Source organism: Seonamhaeicola sp. (assembly GCF_028281565.1).
Taxonomy (GTDB): Bacteria; Bacteroidota; Bacteroidia; order Flavobacteriales; family Flavobacteriaceae; genus Seonamhaeicola.
The window spans coordinates 268958-288116 of record NZ_JANQJQ010000021.1 but is presented as its reverse complement, the minus strand read 5'-3'; the positions used below and the strand labels follow the sequence as shown (position 1 = coordinate 288116).

Here is a 19159-nt window from a genome sequence, read left to right as displayed (position 1 = left end):
TTTTGATTAGTCCAACTATTTAAGCATCTTTTTTAAAAAAACTTTAAGATAATTTTCTCAACTTTGCACATTAAATTAAAATTAGATGCCAACAATATCTAAAAAGGGGCAATTAATGCCGGAGTCTCCTATACGAAAATTAGTACCGTTTGCAGAACAGGCTATAAAAAACGGTAAGCATATTTTTCATCTTAATATTGGTCAACCCGATATTAAAACGCCGGAGGTAGCTTTACGGGCAGTAAAAGAAAATACTATAGAGGTTTTGTCATATTCACGTTCTGAAGGTTCGGAAACTTATAGACAAAAGCTTGCCGCCTATTATGAGTATCATAACATAAATATATCTCATAAAGACATTGTTGTAACCACCGGTGCCAGCGAAGCTATTGCTTTTATTTTTGGAAGCATTATGGATGTAGATGATGAAGTCATTATCTGTGAACCGTTCTACGCCAATTACATTGCTTTTGCCACGGCAGCAAGTGTGAAAGTGGTGCCGATTATTTCAAAGATCGATGACAATTTTGCTTTACCGGCCATTGAGGAGTTTGAAAAACTGATCACGCCCAAAACAAAGGCCATTATGATCTGTAATCCGGGAAACCCAACCGGATGTTTATATTCCGAAGAAGAAGTAAAACAATTGGCCGATATTGTAAAGCGTCACGACCTGTTCTTAATTTCCGATGAAGTATATCGTGAATTCACCTATGATGGGCATTCGCATTATTCCATATTGGAATTGGAAGGCCTTGACGAATATACCATTATGATAGACTCTGTTTCCAAGCGTTATAGTATGTGTGGTGCCAGAGTGGGTTGTTTGGTATCCAGAAACGAAACCATTGTTCAAACCGTTTTAAAATTCGCCCAGGCACGACTAAGTCCGCCAACCTATGCACAAATTGCCAGTGAAGCTGCTTTGGATACGCCTCAAAGTTATTTTGATGCGGTAAAGAATAAATATATCAACCGGAGAAATACACTCATTACCGAGTTAAATAAAATTGACGGTGTTAAAGTTGCTACGCCTAATGGGGCTTTTTATTGCATAGCCGAGCTACCTGTAAAAGATGCCGATCACTTTGCCCAATGGCTTTTAGAGTCTTTTGACGTTGCTAATGAAACGGTTATGGTGGCACCGGCCAGCGGATTTTATTCTTCCAAAGGCATCGGTAAAAACCAAATAAGAATTGCTTACGTACTTAACAGAAGAAGTTTGGTTAAAGCCGTTAATATTATAAAAGAAGCCTTAAAAGTTTACAAAGACTAGTGCATATTGAGCAAGACATATCTTTAAAGCCTTACAATACTTTTGGTATTGATGTCCATGCCAAACACTTTGTTTCTGTTTCAGATATTGAAGCATTAAAAGCCGTTTTAAAGCTTGAAGCCTACCCGAATAAGTTAATTCTTGGCGGTGGCAGCAATATGTTGCTCACCAAAGATTTTGACGGCCTTGTCATTCATATAAACCTAAGAGGCATAGATATTATTTCTAAAGACCATCAATCGGCCATAGTTAAAGCTAAAGCCGGTGAAAACTGGCATGAATTTGTACTTTGGTGTTTGGAAAACGGTTTTGGCGGTGTTGAAAACCTATCGCTTATCCCGGGAAATGTTGGTACGGCCCCTATTCAAAACATCGGTGCCTATGGTGTGGAGTTAAAAGACACGTTTGTGTCTTGTGAAGCCATGTCTGTAGAAACCCAAACCCTAAAGACTTTTACAAAAGAAGCTTGCAATTTCGGATACAGAAACTCTATTTTCAAACAGGAGGAAAAAGGCAAATACATTATAACCAGTGTTATATTTAAACTGAGTTCACAAAAGCACCAACTTAGTACCAATTACGGAGCCATTACTTCCGAATTGGAAAAAATGGGGGTTGGTAGCCCCACTATTCAGGATATTTCGAAAGCAGTCATAGCTATTAGGGAAAGTAAATTACCTAACCCAAATGAGATTGGTAACAGCGGTAGTTTCTTTAAAAACCCGGTAATTTCAAAAGCGTTGTTTAATGAGTTGCTTCAAAATTTTGAGGATATACCAAGTTACCCGGCTTCAGACACCCAAGTAAAGGTTCCTGCAGGCTGGCTCATTGAAAAGGCCGGATTTAAAGGCAAACGTTTTGGAGATTATGGGGTACATAAAAATCAGGCTTTGGTATTGGTTAACTATGGAAATGCCAAAGGTTCCGATATTTTAAAACTTTCGAAATTAATCCAGAAAACCGTTAAAAGATTGTTCAACATTTCAATGGAAGCCGAAGTAAATATCTTGTAATCTCAAAGAAATTTCTACCTTTGGTATCATTAACCCATCGCTTAAACCTAATTTATCTTGATATCATCTATTGAAAAAGAAATAGTGCATTTGTTTGAGACAGGTGATAAAAAAGCTATCTCTTTATTATATGAGAACTACTCGGATGCATTGTATGGTGTTATCAAAAAGATAATAACAGACGACGAGACCGCTCAGGATGTGCTTCAGGAAAGTTTTGTGAAAATTTGGAGATATTCTAAAAAATACGATTCCAGCAAAGCCAAATTATTTACCTGGTTATACAGAATTGCTTATAATACGGCCATTGATAAAGTTAGGTCTTTAAAAAACAAAACCGGTAAAGAAGTCCAAATTGAGACTTCTGTCGTATATAAATTTACAGCTGATAGTATTAATCAGGATGTTTTAGATCTGAAAAAGCATCTGAAAACCATTGATGAAAAGTATCAGATTGTCATAAATGCGCTCTTTTTTGAGGGCATGACCCAACAAGAAGCTAGTGATGAATTAGATATTCCGCTGGGCACTATAAAATCGAGGTTAAAAATTGGATTGCGCGAATTGAAAAAGATTTACAATCCTTAATACATAAAGTCATGAATGAAAAAATAACTACTTTTTTAAATTCTGGCCTTTTAGAAAACTATCTAATTGGGGAAACTACTTCTGCCGAAACGGAAATGGTTGAAACTTATATTTCAAAATATCCGGAAGTGCAGAATGCGTACAATACGTTACAGCACAACCTGGAAATTGTTGCCAAAAGTAACGCCGTGGAAGCTCCTAAGCATATTCTAAATAATGTTTTAGAAGCGCTGGATGATGCTCCGGTTGTAAAAATGACTACCGGTATCACTAAAAAACCCTGGTATAAATATACTGTGGCAGCCAGTGTTGCTGCTCTTATTTTTGCCTGTACATCGTATCTTTTCTACAGCCAGAATCAAAAACTTGCCGCAGAGAATCAAATTGTTGTTGATGAGATTTTTGATTTACGAAATGATATTGAGCAAAACAACAAGATGTTAGATAATGTGATGCGCCAGTTGTTAAAGCTTAACAATCCGGAAACTGCAAAATACATTATTAATGGTAATGAAAGAGCGAAAGACCTTAAAACGGTGGCCTATATTAATCCTAAAGAAAAAACCTCTATGATCGATGTGGTTTCTTTACCTGAATTACCGGAAGAACAATGCTATCAGATTTGGGCGGAATTACAAGGTAAAATGGTGAGTTTAGGCATTTTAAGTGAATCCGACAGGCAGTTGATCAATATCCCTTATGCGGAAAACGCCCTGGCATTAAACATAACTATTGAACCTAAAGGTGGTAACGATATAGCCTCTTTGGAAAATAAAGTAGCTGAAGTAAGCTTGCAATAGGCTATAAAACGTCTTCATATTGAAAAGCCTCGTTTTAATAATTAAAACGAGGCTTTTTGTTGCTTATATTTAAACCGAATAATTGATAAAAGTATTACCTTTGTACAAAATTCAAATATGAAACTTTTTTTAATTACAGTCGCTATTTTAGGTGTTGCCATTGCGGGCATAGCCATTAAAATTTGGGCAAAAAAAGATGGCAAATTTGCAGGTACCTGTGCCAGTCAGAACCCAATGCTTAATAAAGAAGGGGAAACCTGTGGTTTTTGCGGAAGAACCCCGGACCAATATGCCGATTGTAACGAACCTCAACACTCCTAACCCTGCATGAGCCTACTTGATTTTATTTACTATACATTTATTGTTATAGTTAGTATTCAAGTAATCATTTATCTTGCGCTCTTCGGACGGTTTTCTTTTTCGAAACCCAAAAAGCGATCTGTTAAAAAACTTGCGGTTTCGGTTATTATTTGTGCTAAAAACGAAGCCGAAAATTTAAAAAACTTTTTACCCTCAATTGTCTCACAGGAATACCCTGACTTTGAGATCGTTTTAATCAACGATGCTTCACATGACAACACCCTGGAGGTCATGGAAGCTTTCAAAAGGAAACACAACAACATTAAGATCGTTGATGTAAAGAATGTGGAGGCCTTTTGGGGCAATAAAAAATACGCTTTAACACTTGGCATTAAAGCCTCTGAAAACGATTATTTTTTATTTACGGATGCCGATTGTAAGCCGCTTTCCAAATACTGGATCCGGGAAATGAGCTCCTATTTTAGTAACCAAAAAAGTATTGTTTTGGGGTATGGTGCTTACACAAAAATTAAAAATTCATTCTTAAACAAACTGGTCAGGTTTGAAACCTTAGTGACGGCTATTCAATATTTTTCATTTGCAAAATCAGGTTTGGCTTATATGGGTGTTGGCAGAAATTTAGCTTATACCAAAAAAGCGTTTTTTAGTGCTAACGGATTTATAAACCATATCCGGGTACGCTCCGGTGATGATGACCTCTTTGTAAACCAAATTGCCACAACAAAGAATACAGCTGTTTGCTATACTAAAAGAAGTATGACCACTTCTAACCCTAAAACCGCATTCAAAGATTGGTTTAAACAGAAAAGACGGCATGTTTCAACCGCAAAACACTACAAACTAAAACACAAAATCTTATTAACCCTAATTTACTGCACGCAATTTCTTTTTTGGACTTTGGCTATTGCATTATTCGCCACACTTTTTAATTGGCAAATGGTGCTGGCGTTGTTCCTGTTGAGGCTCATCACCCAATATGCCGTCTACTGGCCCTCGGCTAAAAAATTAAACGAAACAGATGTGTTGTGGCTCCTCCCCTTTCTGGAAGTTTTTTTAATTATAGCGCAATTAACTATATTTATAAACAATCTGATTTCAAAACCTAACCATTGGAAATAAACGAAGCTATTAAGCGCGCCAAAGAAAACGACCAAAAAGCGTTTAATTACTTGCTGGATACTTTTTGGGATGACGTTTATGGTTTTCAGTTAAAACGTGTTGAAAATGAAAATGATGCAGAGGACATTGCCATTCAAACCTTTTCCAAAGCTTTTGACAGAATTGAGACTTTTGACGAATCTTATAAATTCAAAACCTGGCTGATTACCATTTCCAAAAACATTCATATTGATCTCATACGAAGAGAAAAGAAATCTATTTCTCAAATCATGTCGAATGATGAAAAATCGGTGCTTCAAATTTTAGATGAATCGCCTTCCGTTGAAGATAAATTAATTACGGAGCAACATTTAGCAAAATTATTACGGGATATAAAAAAATTAAAACCGCATTACCAAAAGGTTATAAACCTGCGGTTTTTCCAGGAGTTGAGCTATAAAGAAATTTCAAAAGAGCTAAATGAGCCTATAAACAATGTCAAGGTGAAATTATTAAGGGCTAAAAAACTATTGGCTGACATTATTCAGAAATCCAAATGATCGCAAAAATTAAAAACTTAGGCCCCGGACTACTGTTTGCAGGAGCGGCCATTGGCGTATCACATTTGGTACAATCTACCCGGGCGGGTGCCGATTTTGGCTTAGGTCTGCTGTGGGCCCTGTTATTAGCCAATTTATTTAAATATCCGTTTTTTCAGTACGGGCCAAGGTATGCCGCCGCCACAGGAGAAAGCTTATTAGACGGCTATAAAAAATTAGGTAAAGGTGTACTGGTTGCCTACTATATTTTGACTTTTGCCACCATGTTTACCATTCAAACCGCAGTTACTATTGTAACGGCCGGCCTGGCTTCTTCTTTATTTGGGAATTTGGGTTTTGATGCTGAACTGGCGGTCAAAACGTGGACGGTCATTGTACTTATTGTTTGCCTGGGGCTGCTCATTATTGGTAAATACAAACTGTTGGATCATTTAATAAAGATCATTATTGTAATCTTATCCATAAGTACCGTTTCGGCTGTTATTATGGCATTGTACGGTCATAGTTCCGGTATATCGTTAACTCAGGTATTACCAAAGGAAACCACCCAGATTGCTTTTCTAATTGCTTTTATGGGATGGATGCCGGCACCTTTGGATATATCGGTATGGCATTCGTTGTGGGCAGTTGAAAAACAAAAAGACGATAAAGCATACGAGTCTAAGTCCGCTTTGTTCGATTTTAATGTCGGTTACATCGGTACCGTGATTTTAGGTATTTGCTTTGTGCTGTTAGGTTGCCTGGTGATGTTTGGAACGGGAGAGACCTTTAGTAATGCAGCCGGAAGTTTTTCAGGGCAACTCATTGATATGTATACCTCCAGCTTAGGGGAATGGGCTTATGTTATAATTGGTATCGCAGCGTTTACAACCATGTTCAGTACCACACTTACCTGTTTGGATGCTTCACCAAGAGCCATGGACAGAACGCTGGAACTACTCTTTAACCGGGATTATAAACACGGCTACCTGGCATGGATCCTGTTATTAGCCGTTGGTACCATTTGTATTTTTTTCTTTTTCGCTTCGGAAATGGGCCTACTGGTTAAGATTGCTACGATTCTTTCATTTATAACAGCGCCGTTTTATGCCATTATCAATTATAAATTGATCTCCGGAAAGCATACCCCAAAGCAATGGCATCCTGATAAAAAGATGCATGTATTAAGTTGGTGCGGTATATTATTTTTAATAGGATTTAGCATTTGGTACCTGACTACATTATAAAAGAATACTTTGTATCTTTCTTCTGTAAAAAACTAAATTTTGTTTAAAACAATACAAAATTTAGTTTCACTTCAGGAACCACTTCGTTAATACATGATTTTCTTTCATTTAGTTCTAGATAAATCTCCAAATGAAAAAAATCACGTATTTTTGCATTTCATTTTTTGACTATGCAAAAGGAAATCACATCTAATATATTACCTGAAAGAAAACCGAAACCAAAATGGCTTCGTGTAAAACTTCCAACAGGGAAAAAGTATACCGAATTACGGGGTTTAGTTGATAAATATAAATTAAACACGATTTGCACCTCCGGAAGTTGCCCTAATATGGGTGAGTGCTGGGGTGAAGGCACCGCTACTTTTATGATCCTGGGTAATATCTGTACCCGTTCCTGTGGCTTTTGTGGTGTTAAAACCGGACGTCCGGAATCTGTGGATTGGGATGAACCCGAAAAGGTAGCACGCTCCATTAAGATCATGAATATCAAACATGCGGTATTAACCAGTGTTGACAGAGATGACCTGAAGGACATGGGCAGTATCATGTGGGCGGAAACAGTAAAAGCAGTCCGAAGAATGAACCCGGAGACCACACTGGAAACGTTGATCCCCGACTTTCAAGGCATTGAACAACACATTGACCGGATAGTTGATGTATCTCCCGAAGTAGTATCCCATAATATAGAAACGGTACGACGATTAACCCGGGAAGTTAGAATCCAGGCACAATACGACAGAAGCTTAGGCGTTCTTAAGTATTTAAAACAACGGGGCCAAAGACGCACCAAGTCCGGTATTATGCTTGGTTTAGGTGAAACCAGGGAAGAAGTTATTGAAACATTACATGATCTAAAAGCCCATGATGTGGATGTGGTTACTGTCGGACAATACCTTCAACCCAGTAAAAAACACCTGCCGGTAAAACAATTTATCAATCCCGATCAGTTTAAAGAATACGAAGAGATCGGTTTAAGTTTAGGGTTCCGCCATGTAGAAAGTAGTGCTTTGGTACGTTCATCCTATAGAGCACAAAAACACATTCATTAAAAATGATTACTGTAGCCATCAACGGTTTTGGTAGAATTGGCAGGCGTGTTTTTAGATTACTTCAAGATTATAAAAACATAAAGGTTGTTGCTATCAATGACCTGGCTGATGTTAAAACATTAACCCACCTGCTTAAATACGACAGTGTTCACGGCCTTTTTGACGGTCCTGTTTCCTCAGATGAAAACCACATTATTATTGGTAACGAAACCGTTCCGTTATTAAGGGAAAAACATCCGAAATATATTGATTGGAGCCCTTATAAGGTTGATTTCGTTATTGAATCCACCGGAAAGTTTAAAACCGCTTCAGATTTGGAATATCACCTGAAAAATGAAGCGAAACAGGTTATTTTAAGTGTTCCACCGCTTGAAGACGACATAAAAACCATTGTTTTAGGGGTTAATGACCATATTTTAGATGGTACGGAACGTATTATTTCCAACGCATCGTGTACTACCAATAATGCAGCACCCATGTTTGATATTGTCAATAAACTGTGTGGGATCAATGAAGCGTATATTACAACGGTACATTCGTATACCACCGACCAGAGTTTACACGATCAACCGCACAGGGACCTGCGTCGGTCACGTGCTGCAGGGCAGTCCATAGTACCAACAACTACGGGAGCAGCCAAAGCTTTAACAAAAATTTTTCCCGAATTATCCAGTGTTATAGGCGGTTGTGGCATCAGAGTACCGGTTATAAACGGCTCTTTAACAGATATTACGTTTAATGTAAAAGATGCTGTTACTATTGAAAAGATCAATAATACGTTTAAAGAAGCGTCACAACATAGTTATAAAGGTATTTTAGAATATACAGAAGACCCGATCGTTTCTATTGATATTATAGGAAATACCCATTCCTGCATATTTGATTCCCAAATGACATCGGTTATTGGAAACATGGTAAAAATCATTGGTTGGTACGATAATGAAACCGGATATTCGAAAAGAATTATTGACTTAATATGCAATTTATCGGAAAAAAAGTGTATTTTATCGATAAAATAATTATATTTGTCGGTAATATTGAAGTAATATGTCCCAACCTAAGCAATATATTTTCGTTCTGACAATGTTATTGAGCCTTGTTGTATGGTCTCAAAAAAGCATCGAAGACGACCCTGAAATTCAGCAGAATAACATTAATCATCGTATTGAGCAATCTCAATCCGCATTAGAAAAATTCAACTATTTTGAAGCTCAGAGAAACCTTGATGAAGCTTTAAAACTCGCTCAAAAAGCTGATAACAAGAAAAGTATTGGTATTATTTATACCATAAAAGGAAAGCTTCAGCTTATTATTGAGGAAGAGGATAACGCCATTCAGTCTTTGAATGAGGCGATAAAAATGCACACAGAGACCAATGATAATGCCAATTTAGCTAACTCCTATAAAACTTTAGGTGAAGTTTATGTCAGTAAAGGTGATTACTATCAGGCTTCGGATTACTTTAAATCGGCAAAAAACCTCTTTGAACAGGAAGAACTGGAAGAAGGCATAGCGGAAACCCTGCTTTTAGAAGGTAAAAATTTCATTCTGTTAAAAAACTACAGAAAAGCCAGGTCCGTATTGGAGCAAGCCACGGCTCAGGCTAAAAAGACCGGTTTATTAAAAACACAAAGTGAAGGGCTTTTAAACCATGGTTTGGTTTATCATAAACTGGGAGATAATGAAAAAGCCATTGAACTGGTTAACGAAGGCTTACAAATTGCAAAACAGCACAACTTTACTTCTGTTTTAAATGAAGCCTATTTCATAGCCAGTGATTTGCATAATAGCATTGGCAACTATCAGCTTTCAAGAAATCACTTAAGGAATCACCTGGAACTTTCAGATTCCATTAGAAATTTAACAAGGGTAAGTTCTACCAAAGAGCAGGAAACCCAATTCTTATTGAACGAACAGAACGACAGGATTAAGGAACTGGAAGCACAAGCCAAAGAAGAACAGGAAGATGACGGTGTAAGAACCCTAATTTCCATTTTAAGTGTGGCTTTAATCACAATTTTATCGCTTTTAACCTTATCATTATATAAAAACAATAATATCAGGTTAAAGACCAATAATATGCTTCATAAAAAGAACGGGGAGCTTATTATTGCCAAGGAAAAAGCCGAATTAGCTTCAAAAACCAAAGCTAATTTCCTGTCAACGGTAACCCATGAGTTACGTACACCGCTTTATGCCGTGACCGGGTTAAGTAATATGCTGCTTGAAGAAAACCCGAAACCCGAACAAATTCAGCATTTAAAGTCGTTGAAATTCTCGGGCGATTATCTGTTGACGTTCATTAACGATATTCTTCAGATTAATAAGATTGAAGCGAATAAAGTTAACCTGGAACCGGAACCATTCAATTTAAAGAAAAAGATAAACAACATCATTCTTGCACTGAATAATTCGGCAGAAGACAATAATATTAAGATCCATTTTGAATATGATAAAAAGCTTCCGGAAAACTTTGTGGCAGATCAGATCAAGATCTCTCAAATCCTGATAAACTTAATTGGTAATTCCATTAAGTTTACTAAAGACGGTGATATTTGGATCCGGGTGTATCAAATGGAAATTAAAGACAATATCTATACCCTTAGATTTGAAGTTGAAGATAACGGCATAGGCATTAGCCAGGAGAAACAGGACAATATGTTTGAAAGTTTCTCTCAGGGCTCTATTCAAATTAACAGAAAATACGGTGGTACCGGTTTAGGACTTTCCATTGTTAAAGGTTTGATAGATATTTTAAAGGGTGAAATTCATGTTAAAAGTGAACTGGAAAAAGGAACAACTTTCTTTTTTGACATTCCTTTGGAATATACATCTATTAAAGAAGTTTCTGAAACAAAAACATCTTACTTTGATAAGGAGACCAACACACTGGACTTATCCAACGTTAAGATCTTAGTGGTTGAAGACAACAAGATCAACCAAATGATCACCAAAAAGATCCTGACCAAAATGGACCTTAAATGTGATATTGTCGATAATGGTACCGATGCTGTAGAAATGATCAAAACCAACGACTACAATCTTATTTTAATGGATATTCACATGCCGGGAATTAGTGGTATTGAAGCGACTAAAATTGTAAGGACTTTTGATAAGGAACTGACCATTTTTGCCTTAACAGCCGTTACTATTGAAGATAAAATGCATGAGTTTGACGAAGCCGGATTTACGGATATCATCCCTAAGCCATTCAAACAGGAAGAGTTTGAGAAAAAACTTTATAATGCACTGGCTTCAAAAGAAGATAAATCGGCTTAACTCTTTAAATAGTCCGCTATCATACTATTAAAAGCATTTGCATTATCAATAACCACTTTAATCGGTAAATAATACAACCGCTCTCTTAAGGAGTCGTAGGGACTTAAACGCATAAAATCCTTTTCTGTGGTGACAATCAATGGTTCTTCACGCAGTTCATCAATATCATTTTGCGTGAAATGGTAGTGATCTTTAAAATTCAGATGCTTAAAATCAAGGCCTTGCTGTTTTAGAAAACTAACCAAAGGTGATGCATTGGCAATGCCTGTAACCAAAGTAAATGCGGATAGCTCTTCAATGTTTTTCGAACCCGTTTCAGAAAATACTTCTTCCGAATACTTAATAGTACTAAAAAACACCTGCTGATGCTTTTCGGGATTTATTTTCTTTATAAATTCCTGTTTTTCGTCATCACTTATAGTATCAGGGCATTTAGTAATGATAATGGCATCCGCTCGTTTTGCACCGCTTTTCGGCTCGCGTAAATTACCTGTTGGCAATACAAGATCGTTAAAATAAGGCTGACTGTAAGTAGTCAATAAAATATTAAAACCTGCTGTTACCTTCCTATGCTGGAACGCATCATCCAATAAAATAATTTCCGGTGCATTGTCATTTGACTGCAAGTTCTTGATGCCATTATTTCTGTTGGCGTCCACAGCAACCAGAATATCGTTTTTAAATTTGCTATAAAACTGGAAGGGTTCATCTCCGATCGTCTCCGCATTGGCATCCTCATTTGCCAATTGAAACCCCTCGGTCTTTCTTTTGTAACCTCTACTTAAGGTAGCCAGGTCATAGTCGTCTTTCAAAAGATTAATCAGATATTCGATCATAGGGGTTTTCCCGGTGCCGCCAACACTTAAATTTCCAACACAAATGATTGGCAACGTATATGAAGTAGATTTTTTGATACCGGAATCGTACAATTTATTCCTTAAGCTTGTCACAGCATAATAGACGGGCACTATAGGTAAAAGTATTTTTCTAATGAACTTCATCACAGCGAAAACTTAATAAATACGTCGGTTCGAATATAATCAATATTAAATCATTTAAGAGGACACCAAGCCTTTAAAAAACAATAATAATGAACTTGTGAATGTATAATATTTTATCTTTGAAGCAAATAAAATAACTTATGATTGTTCAAGACGTCATTGATCATTTAGAGGCCCTGGCCCCTTTGGCTTACGCTGAAGATTTTGACAATGTAGGCCTTTTAGTAGGTGATAAAAACGAAAAATTAACCGGCGTATTGGTCACTTTAGATACTTTGGAAGCCGTTGTAGACGAAGCTATTGCTGAAAACTGCAATCTAATAGTGAGCTTCCACCCTATTATATTTAAAGGACTTAAAAAAATAACGGGTAAAACCTACGTAGAGCGTGTTGTTCTAAAAGCCATAAAGCACAATATTGCCATTTATGCCATACATACGGCTTTAGATAATGCCTTACAAGGTGTTAATGCCATGATCTGTGATAAACTTGGTTTGGAGGATAAAAAGATACTCATTCCACAGTCGGCAACCATTAAAAAACTAACGACTTACGTTCCTAAAAACGAAGCGGAGTCCTTGAGAAACGCTTTATTTGAAGCCGGTGCCGGCCATATTGGAAATTACAGTAATTGTAGTTTTAATACGGATGGTGTCGGGACCTATCAAGGCAATGAAGATTCCAATCCAACCCTGGGTAAGAAAGGCAAAACTCATCAGGAAGCAGAAACCCAGGTATCGGTCATATTTCCAAAACATGTGGAATCAAAAGTTATAAAAGCGCTTATGGACGCCCATAGTTATGAAGAAGTGGCTTATGAGGTAGTTACCATAGAAAATAGAAACCAGCATATCGGCATGGGTATGGTTGGAGTCCTTAAAGATCCCATGCAGGAAGCAGACTTTCTGGCATTTGTGAAGTCACGTATGAAAACCGGTTGTATCAGGCATTCTGCATTCTTAAAAAGACCTGTTAAAAAGGTAGCTGTTTTAGGTGGCTCAGGAAGTTTTGCTATCAACGCTGCTAAAGCGGCCGGTGCCGATGTGTTTATCACGGCTGATTTAAAGTATCACGACTTTTTTACGGCCGAAAATGCTATGCTTCTGGCTGATATTGGACATTATGAAAGCGAACAGTTCACAAAAAATCTTTTAGTGGCGTATCTTACAAAAAAAATTACTAATTTTGCAGTCGTTTTATCAAACACCAATACCAATCCCGTTAAGTATTTTTAAAGTATGGCTAAAAAGAAAGAAGTAACTGTAGAAGAGCGTTTAAGAGCCTTATACGATTTACAACTCATAGATTCTCGTATAGATGAAATTAGAAATGTTCGCGGGGAGCTTCCTTTAGAGGTTCGTGACCTTGAAGATGAAGTTGCCGGACTGAACATTAGATTAGAAAAACTTGTTGCCAGTTTAGAAGTTATTGACAACGATATTAGCTCCAAGAAAAACCTGATTGAAGAGTCAAAAGCTTTAATGAAAAAGTACGGTGAGCAGCAAAAAAATGTTAGAAATAACAGGGAGTACAACTCACTTACCAAAGAGATTGAATTCCAGGAATTAGAAATTCAATTAGCCGAAAAGCACATTAAGGAATTCAAAGCTCAGATCGAGCAGAAAAAAGAAGTAATTGCTGAAACTAAAGAGCGTTTAAAAGAGCGTGAAACGCATTTAAAGCACAAAAAAGGGGAATTAGATGCTATTTTAGCAGAAACCGAAAAAGAAGAGCAGGCTTTAATTGAAAAGTCTGAAACCTATAAAACACAAATCGAAGACCGTTTGGTAGCGGCTTATGACAGAATCAGAAGCAGTGTGAAAAACGGATTGGCGGTAGTACCGATTGAAAGAGGGGCTTCCGGTGGGTCGTTCTTTACCATTCCGCCTCAGGTGCAGGTAGAGATCGCTTCCCGCAAAAAGGTCATTACGGATGAGCACAGTGGCAGAATTTTAGTAGATGCTGCCTTAGCCGAAGAGCAAAAAGCAAAAATGGAAAAGTTATTTGCTAAACTCTAAACCATTTTCAATATAGCATTTAAAAGCCTTCACTTTGTGAGGGCTTTTTTTATTGTCATTGCGAATCACGCTTGTGGCGTGATGTGGCGATCTCATATATGTTTATTCTGATGCGGTATTATTAAAGCATGTCTTCTGGAGCACTTCGACTGCGCTCAGTGTGACACGAAAGTACGATTACGTTGTCTGAGGCTCTCGAAGACACACATTCGACAACGTCTACTTCTCGATGGTTCTGCTGAACTTGGTCAAAGTACCAAATTCTTCCAGAATTTCACTAGAAATAACATAAGTATCCCTCCAAATTTTAAGGTTTTGTATTTTTATACGTCTTATTTAGGAAAATAAAATCCGATATGAAAAATTTAATAGTCCTTTTAGCCATAGCTTTAGTATTCAGTTGTCAAAACTCGGCACAGTCAAAACAAGATCAAGCAAATGTTATAAATGCGAAACCTGTTGAAGTCCCTTTGGAAAACGGTAAAGCCAGAGCTTATTTTGCCAGTGGTTGTTTTTGGTGTGTAGAAGCTGTTTATGAAAGTGTCAAAGGCGTTGAAGAATCTATTTCCGGGTATTCCGGAGGGCATACCGATTATCCAACCTATGAAGCCAGCAATACCGGGCGCACAGGGCATGCCGAAGCCGTAGAGATTATTTACGACCCTAAAGTAGTAAGTTTTGAAACGTTAGTGGATGTGTATTTTGCCTCCCAAAACCCCACCCAGATGAATGGCCAGGGCCCTGACCGCGGCTCGCAATACCGCTCTATTATTTTTTACCAAAATGACGAGCAAAAACAAATTATATTAAAGAAAAAAGCTGCTTTAGCTAAAAAGTTAAATGCCACAATTGCTGCTGAAGTCTATCCGTTCCAGAAATTTTGGGTAGCCGAAGATTACCACCAAAACTACGAACGCCTACACCCCAACCACCCTTATATACAACGGATTTCCATTCCAAGGTTAAACAGGTTTAAGTCTAAATTTCCTAAGGAATTGCTTAAAGAAGCGCATTGATCTGCCGTAGTCACTTCAAAACAGATTATTATAAAAAACTGTAATTCCAGCTTAAAAAGGTAAGACATAACTGCCTTTACGAGTTGGTTTGTAGGACTTTTTTTAATAAGTTTGGATATACTAACGTTGTACGACATTAGCATGAAAAGTATTTTAGTCCTTATATTTATTCTAGCAATATCGAACTTATCAATAGGTCAACATACAAAAGGATTTAAAAAAATTGTCTTTGCACAATCCCCAGCCAGTACTGAAGAAGTCGATATAAAATACAAGAGTGGCAAACAAAAGCAAGTAGGGACTCTTGCTATCTATGAGCTAAATAACTATGTGTATACTTTCCTCACAGGAAAATGGATTAATTATTATAAAAGCGGGCAAATTCTAACCGAAGCTCATTATGACAACTTCGGAAATCCAATCACATGGAAAATGTATGATGGAAAAGGCAATTTACTTCGTGAATCCAAAGCGATTAGTATCGATACTGACGCAAAAGACTTTAACGAATTCCTGAAGAATAAAAATTCCGTGAATATCTTGACTTATGAAAAGAAGTATAAATATACCTATAAAGCTTGTAAATGGTTTTTAGCCTCTGAAGGAAAGATGTTGAATTATAAGAAAACTGGAGCATGGAAGAAGTACTTTGACGAAGGGAAAATCAAAAAAATAGTTGAATATTAAAAACGTTGTAGAACAGTGGCTATAATTCATCGTGGTTTTGTGCTACTCCAAAATAAAAATATTAGTCAACGGTTCATTTGTAAGTGGAATAATCCCGCGGATGATTTCATAACAAAATCATGACCGTACAGTTATGCAACATAAACCATTACCATCGTGACTGAAAAATATGAAGATATATTCCTCTCCCCGATTGATTCACCGGAACAATTGGATCGTAATTGGTCTGCCTATGAAGAAACCAAAGACGCAAAATTTATTCTAAAAATTATATCCGTCCTCGATTGGGAAGATAAAGTTCGTAAGCGCCTTGAGGTTTGGTTTCCAAAAACAAGCTTAGAAGAACGGAATAGTTATCTACCGTTATTTTCAGAGTGGCTCTTTCCAATGAATTATAAAAATCTAACCATTGATGGCCCTGTCGATCTTGACATTCAGGTTGCCTTACTTGCAAAAGCAGGGAAACTAAAATTTAATGAGTTACCGGTACCATTAGAGGGAAATGAGTTGGTTTCCTTAGCAATGAAAAGTGCAGCTTTATGGTCATTAGTCTCAATGGCAAAACAAAACCCTGAAATCGCAAGAATATGCGATAAAGCATCAAGAGTTAAAGGTGGAGCGGCACGAGAACATTTAGCACAGATTGAAAGTACGGATCAGAATTCAACTTACGAATCAAAGAATTGTGCGGAAAATGAAAGACGGGCTAGTCCGAAATGGTGGAAATTTTGGATAAAAAAGAAAATTAAATAAAGCACATAATAATGGGGAGTCCCTTCATGGAGTCAACACTTTTAACCGGAATGTTATGCACTGTCAAAGAGTTTCTTTTACTATTAAACCTTAGTAGCCTTAATCTCAAAAATCAACGGATATAGTTTATCCCTGGTCTCAAACATACTGTTTTCGTTTTCAATTAAATTTGGTAACACATTATAAGGGCTTTCATTGTTTTCTTTTAAATACTCAATATGCAATCCGGCTTCGGTCAGCACCGATACGATCTCACCCATTCCATGGTTCCATCCATATTCTTTGCTAACCATGCTAGAGCTTTCATCGGCATAAGTGCCTTCATACTCTTCATAAATAACCTCATCTTGCATATAGCCGTATTTCATAACGGGTTTATCATCCAGATAATCAAACATCCAGACCATGGGGTGAAACTCCACCATATAGAACGTACCACCTTGGTTGAGCCGTTCCGCGATCATTTGGCCCCAGGGCTTTAGATCGGGCAACCAACCAATAACGCCATAACTTGTAAAGACAATATCAAAAGTATCTTTTACAAATTTTGAAGTATCCAACACATTACAGCAAACAAACCGGGCATCAAGCTGTAGCACTTCATTTAAATCCTTTGCCAGTGCAATCCCTTCATCACTCAGGTCCACACCTATACATTGGGCGCCCATCCTACTCCAACTCAAAGTGTCCTGTCCAAAATGGCATTGTAAATGCAACAACGATTTGCCATTCACATCCCCTAAAGCATTTAATTCATAAGGCATTAAAGAGGACTTCCCTTGTTTAAAAGCTTCCAGGTCATACATGTCGCTCTTAGCATGTACTTTTACTTTTTCGTTCCAGGTAGTTTTATTAGTTTTAAAATAGTTGTCGTTTTTACTCATAACTAAATCATATCTTTACAGAAATTCTAAAATATGAAACGCTCTTGAATTTTCATCAGTATAAATTCATAAATAATGATTAAAATTTATGTGAGTTCCCGGATATTTTCATTTTTTTGAAAATTCACAGACAAAAAAAATTAAAATTCATGAAAAAAGCACTATTAATTTTAAGCCTTATAGCCCTTTGTGTTTCCTGTAAACAAAAAGCCAACAAAGCAGAGGAGGAAGCCCCTACCCTAACCATTGCAGAACAAATTGCGAATGCCCATGGTTTTGAGCATTGGGACAAAGTCACCGAAATTCAATTCAAATTTGGCAAAGGGCGCCTGTGGTACTGGAACCCAAAAACTGATGCTGTAAAACTCACCACGGATACCGATACCATAAGCTACAACCGCAAAGCTATGGATAGCACGGCCTTAAAAGCAGACCGTGCCTTTATAAATGACAAGTTTTGGCTGTTAATTCCTTTTCAGTTAGTATGGGACAACACGGCTACCATTTCCAAACCCGTTGAAGAAACCGCACCCATAAGCAAAACTTTAATGAACAAAATTACCATTACCTACCCCAATGAAGGCGGTTATACGCCCGGTGATGCTTACGATATTTATTTTGATAAAGACCTTATAATAAAAGAATGGGTGTTTAGAAGAGGTAACAGCGCGGAACCGTCTCTAACCAACACCTTTGAGAACTACCAGGATTTTAACGGTATTAAAATCGCTTTGGACCATACGAGGGATAACGGGAAACCCAGTGTAAAATTATCTGAAATCAAAGTGACTCATGAATAATTTTTGGCATAACCTTTGCACTATAACTTTTGAAAAAAATATTTTTGGTTTTAGTTGTAAAGTAGTCATCCAAATACCGACTATAGCCGTATATAAAGTATAAGATAATTTTCCGCACTAGCGTCTATATATATGAAAAGCGCTTCAATCAATGGTTGAAGCGCTTTTCCTTTTAGTGAAACTTAGATTTTAGGAGTTTTTTAAACGAACTAAAATCTATTAGTTGAACTTATCCCGATGAAAATCGGGATCTAAACTTTAACAAATTTAGCCTTTAAACCCTTCTCTTACATGGGCACCATCGCAATACGGTTTGTTGTTTGACAAACCACACCTGCAAAACGCCGTGGTCTTATTTTTAACTTCAGACGAACCGTCTTTATGAGTGACCGTTAGGGTGCCGTAAACCAATAACGGTCCGTTTTCCAACACCTCAACCTTAGTCTCCAAAGTTTCCGATGTTTTATCGCCTTCAGCATTCATATAATAGCTTAAGGCTCCTGACGGACATTCCTTGACCTGATTGACGATGGCCTCTGTAGTTCCCGCATCGATCTTTATCCAGGGGCGTTCCCTGGGTTGAAATACTTTTGGTAACCCTTTAGCACATATTGCGGAATGGATGCATTTTTCCGATTCCCAAACCACGGTCACTTCACCGTTTGAATATTCTTTTGTCTTTGCCATACCTGATTGTTTTCTTTAAATATACGAAAAAATCTTTCTAAAAATCAGTTCTCATTTTGATGATGAGGCCCATTCTATAATGCTTCCTTTTCTTCTGTAAAAA

General features: G+C 37.3%; 20 protein-coding genes. 17 read left to right on the top strand and 3 right to left on the bottom strand.

All coding sequences use genetic code 11. The features are described from left to right. Positions 1–85 precede the first annotated feature (85 nt). The 11 genes from Q0983_RS10995 to Q0983_RS10945 all read left to right on the top strand — a co-directional run bounded on the left by Q0983_RS10995 (position 86) and on the right by Q0983_RS10945 (position 11210). On the top strand, positions 86–1276 hold the full coding sequence (locus tag Q0983_RS10995) for a pyridoxal phosphate-dependent aminotransferase (protein ID WP_299552775.1): 1191 nt from the start codon (positions 86–88) through the stop codon (positions 1274–1276). After that, positions 1276–2289, top strand: coding sequence for a UDP-N-acetylmuramate dehydrogenase (gene murB, locus Q0983_RS10990; RefSeq protein WP_299552772.1), 1014 nt, complete (start codon positions 1276–1278; stop codon positions 2287–2289). Before Q0983_RS10995 ends, murB begins: the two co-directional genes overlap by 1 nt. 57 nt (positions 2290–2346) lie before the next feature. Continuing rightward, on the top strand, positions 2347–2877 hold the full coding sequence (locus tag Q0983_RS10985) for an RNA polymerase sigma factor (RefSeq protein ID WP_299552769.1): 531 nt from the start codon (positions 2347–2349) through the stop codon (positions 2875–2877). 11 nt (positions 2878–2888) lie between these two features. After that, complete coding sequence (locus tag Q0983_RS10980; RefSeq protein WP_299552767.1) at positions 2889–3677, top strand: anti-sigma factor; 789 nt, start codon at positions 2889–2891, stop codon at positions 3675–3677. Between the two features lie 117 nt (positions 3678–3794). Next, positions 3795–3998, top strand: coding sequence for a membrane or secreted protein (locus Q0983_RS10975; protein ID WP_299552764.1), 204 nt, complete (start codon positions 3795–3797; stop codon positions 3996–3998). 6 nt (positions 3999–4004) lie between these two features. After that, entirely contained in the window at positions 4005–5117 is a 1113-nt protein-coding gene (locus Q0983_RS10970) for a glycosyltransferase (protein WP_299552761.1), read from the top strand. Then, on the top strand, positions 5108–5656 hold the full coding sequence (locus Q0983_RS10965) for a sigma-70 family RNA polymerase sigma factor (RefSeq protein ID WP_299552758.1): 549 nt from the start codon (positions 5108–5110) through the stop codon (positions 5654–5656). The genes Q0983_RS10970 and Q0983_RS10965 overlap by 10 nt, the downstream gene beginning before the upstream one ends. Beyond that, positions 5653–6882 carry an Nramp family divalent metal transporter gene (locus tag Q0983_RS10960; protein WP_299552756.1) on the top strand — a complete coding sequence of 410 codons (1230 nt, stop codon included), beginning with the start codon at positions 5653–5655 and terminating at the stop codon, positions 6880–6882. Before Q0983_RS10965 ends, Q0983_RS10960 begins: the two co-directional genes overlap by 4 nt. Before the next feature lie 170 nt (positions 6883–7052). After that, positions 7053–7931 carry a lipoyl synthase gene (lipA, locus tag Q0983_RS10955; protein ID WP_299552753.1) on the top strand — a complete coding sequence of 293 codons (879 nt, stop codon included), beginning with the start codon at positions 7053–7055 and terminating at the stop codon, positions 7929–7931. A gap of 2 nt (positions 7932–7933) precedes the next feature. Further along, complete coding sequence (gene gap / locus Q0983_RS10950) at positions 7934–8950, top strand: type I glyceraldehyde-3-phosphate dehydrogenase (protein ID WP_299552750.1); 1017 nt, start codon at positions 7934–7936, stop codon at positions 8948–8950. Positions 8951–9014: 64 nt separating this feature from the next. Further along, positions 9015–11210, top strand: coding sequence for an ATP-binding protein (locus tag Q0983_RS10945; protein WP_299552747.1), 2196 nt, complete (start codon positions 9015–9017; stop codon positions 11208–11210). Here the strand turns inward: Q0983_RS10945 and lpxK are convergent. Next, positions 11207–12211, bottom strand: coding sequence for a tetraacyldisaccharide 4'-kinase (lpxK, locus tag Q0983_RS10940; protein ID WP_299552744.1), 1005 nt, complete (start codon positions 12209–12211; stop codon positions 11207–11209). The two genes, Q0983_RS10945 and lpxK, sit on opposite strands and share 4 nt — an antisense overlap. A 140-nt stretch (positions 12212–12351) precedes the next feature. On the opposite strand from lpxK, the gene Q0983_RS10935 reads away from it, so the two are divergent. From Q0983_RS10935 to Q0983_RS10915, 5 genes are all read left to right on the top strand, one after another. Next, the gene (locus Q0983_RS10935) at positions 12352–13446 is read left to right on the top strand and encodes a Nif3-like dinuclear metal center hexameric protein (protein ID WP_299552741.1); all 1095 of its coding nucleotides are present in this window, start codon (positions 12352–12354) and stop codon (positions 13444–13446) included. A gap of 3 nt (positions 13447–13449) precedes the next feature. Beyond that, the gene (locus Q0983_RS10930; RefSeq protein WP_299552739.1) at positions 13450–14229 is read left to right on the top strand and encodes a C4-type zinc ribbon domain-containing protein; all 780 of its coding nucleotides are present in this window, start codon (positions 13450–13452) and stop codon (positions 14227–14229) included. 356 nt (positions 14230–14585) lie between these two features. Next, positions 14586–15245 carry a peptide-methionine (S)-S-oxide reductase MsrA gene (gene msrA, locus Q0983_RS10925; RefSeq protein ID WP_299552736.1) on the top strand — a complete coding sequence of 220 codons (660 nt, stop codon included), beginning with the start codon at positions 14586–14588 and terminating at the stop codon, positions 15243–15245. Positions 15246–15386: 141 nt separating this feature from the next. Beyond that, positions 15387–15932 carry a hypothetical protein gene (locus Q0983_RS10920; RefSeq protein WP_299552733.1) on the top strand — a complete coding sequence of 182 codons (546 nt, stop codon included), beginning with the start codon at positions 15387–15389 and terminating at the stop codon, positions 15930–15932. A gap of 156 nt (positions 15933–16088) precedes the next feature. Then, on the top strand, positions 16089–16685 hold the full coding sequence (locus Q0983_RS10915; protein ID WP_299552730.1) for a hypothetical protein: 597 nt from the start codon (positions 16089–16091) through the stop codon (positions 16683–16685). 83 nt (positions 16686–16768) lie between these two features. On the opposite strand, the gene Q0983_RS10910 is transcribed toward Q0983_RS10915, so the two are convergent. After that, positions 16769–17569 (bottom strand): class I SAM-dependent methyltransferase, encoded by an 801-nt coding sequence (locus tag Q0983_RS10910; RefSeq protein ID WP_299552727.1) that lies wholly within the window; start codon positions 17567–17569, stop codon positions 16769–16771. A gap of 149 nt (positions 17570–17718) precedes the next feature. Here Q0983_RS10910 and Q0983_RS10905 point away from each other — a divergent pair, with 149 nt between their 5' ends. Next, entirely contained in the window at positions 17719–18369 is a 651-nt protein-coding gene (locus Q0983_RS10905) for a hypothetical protein (protein ID WP_299552725.1), read from the top strand. Between the two features lie 267 nt (positions 18370–18636). Here the strand turns inward: Q0983_RS10905 and Q0983_RS10900 are convergent, their stop codons facing one another. Then, a complete protein-coding gene (locus tag Q0983_RS10900; protein WP_299552722.1) occupies positions 18637–19056 on the bottom strand; it encodes a (4Fe-4S)-binding protein in 420 nt (139 codons plus the stop codon). Positions 19057–19159 lie beyond the last annotated feature (103 nt).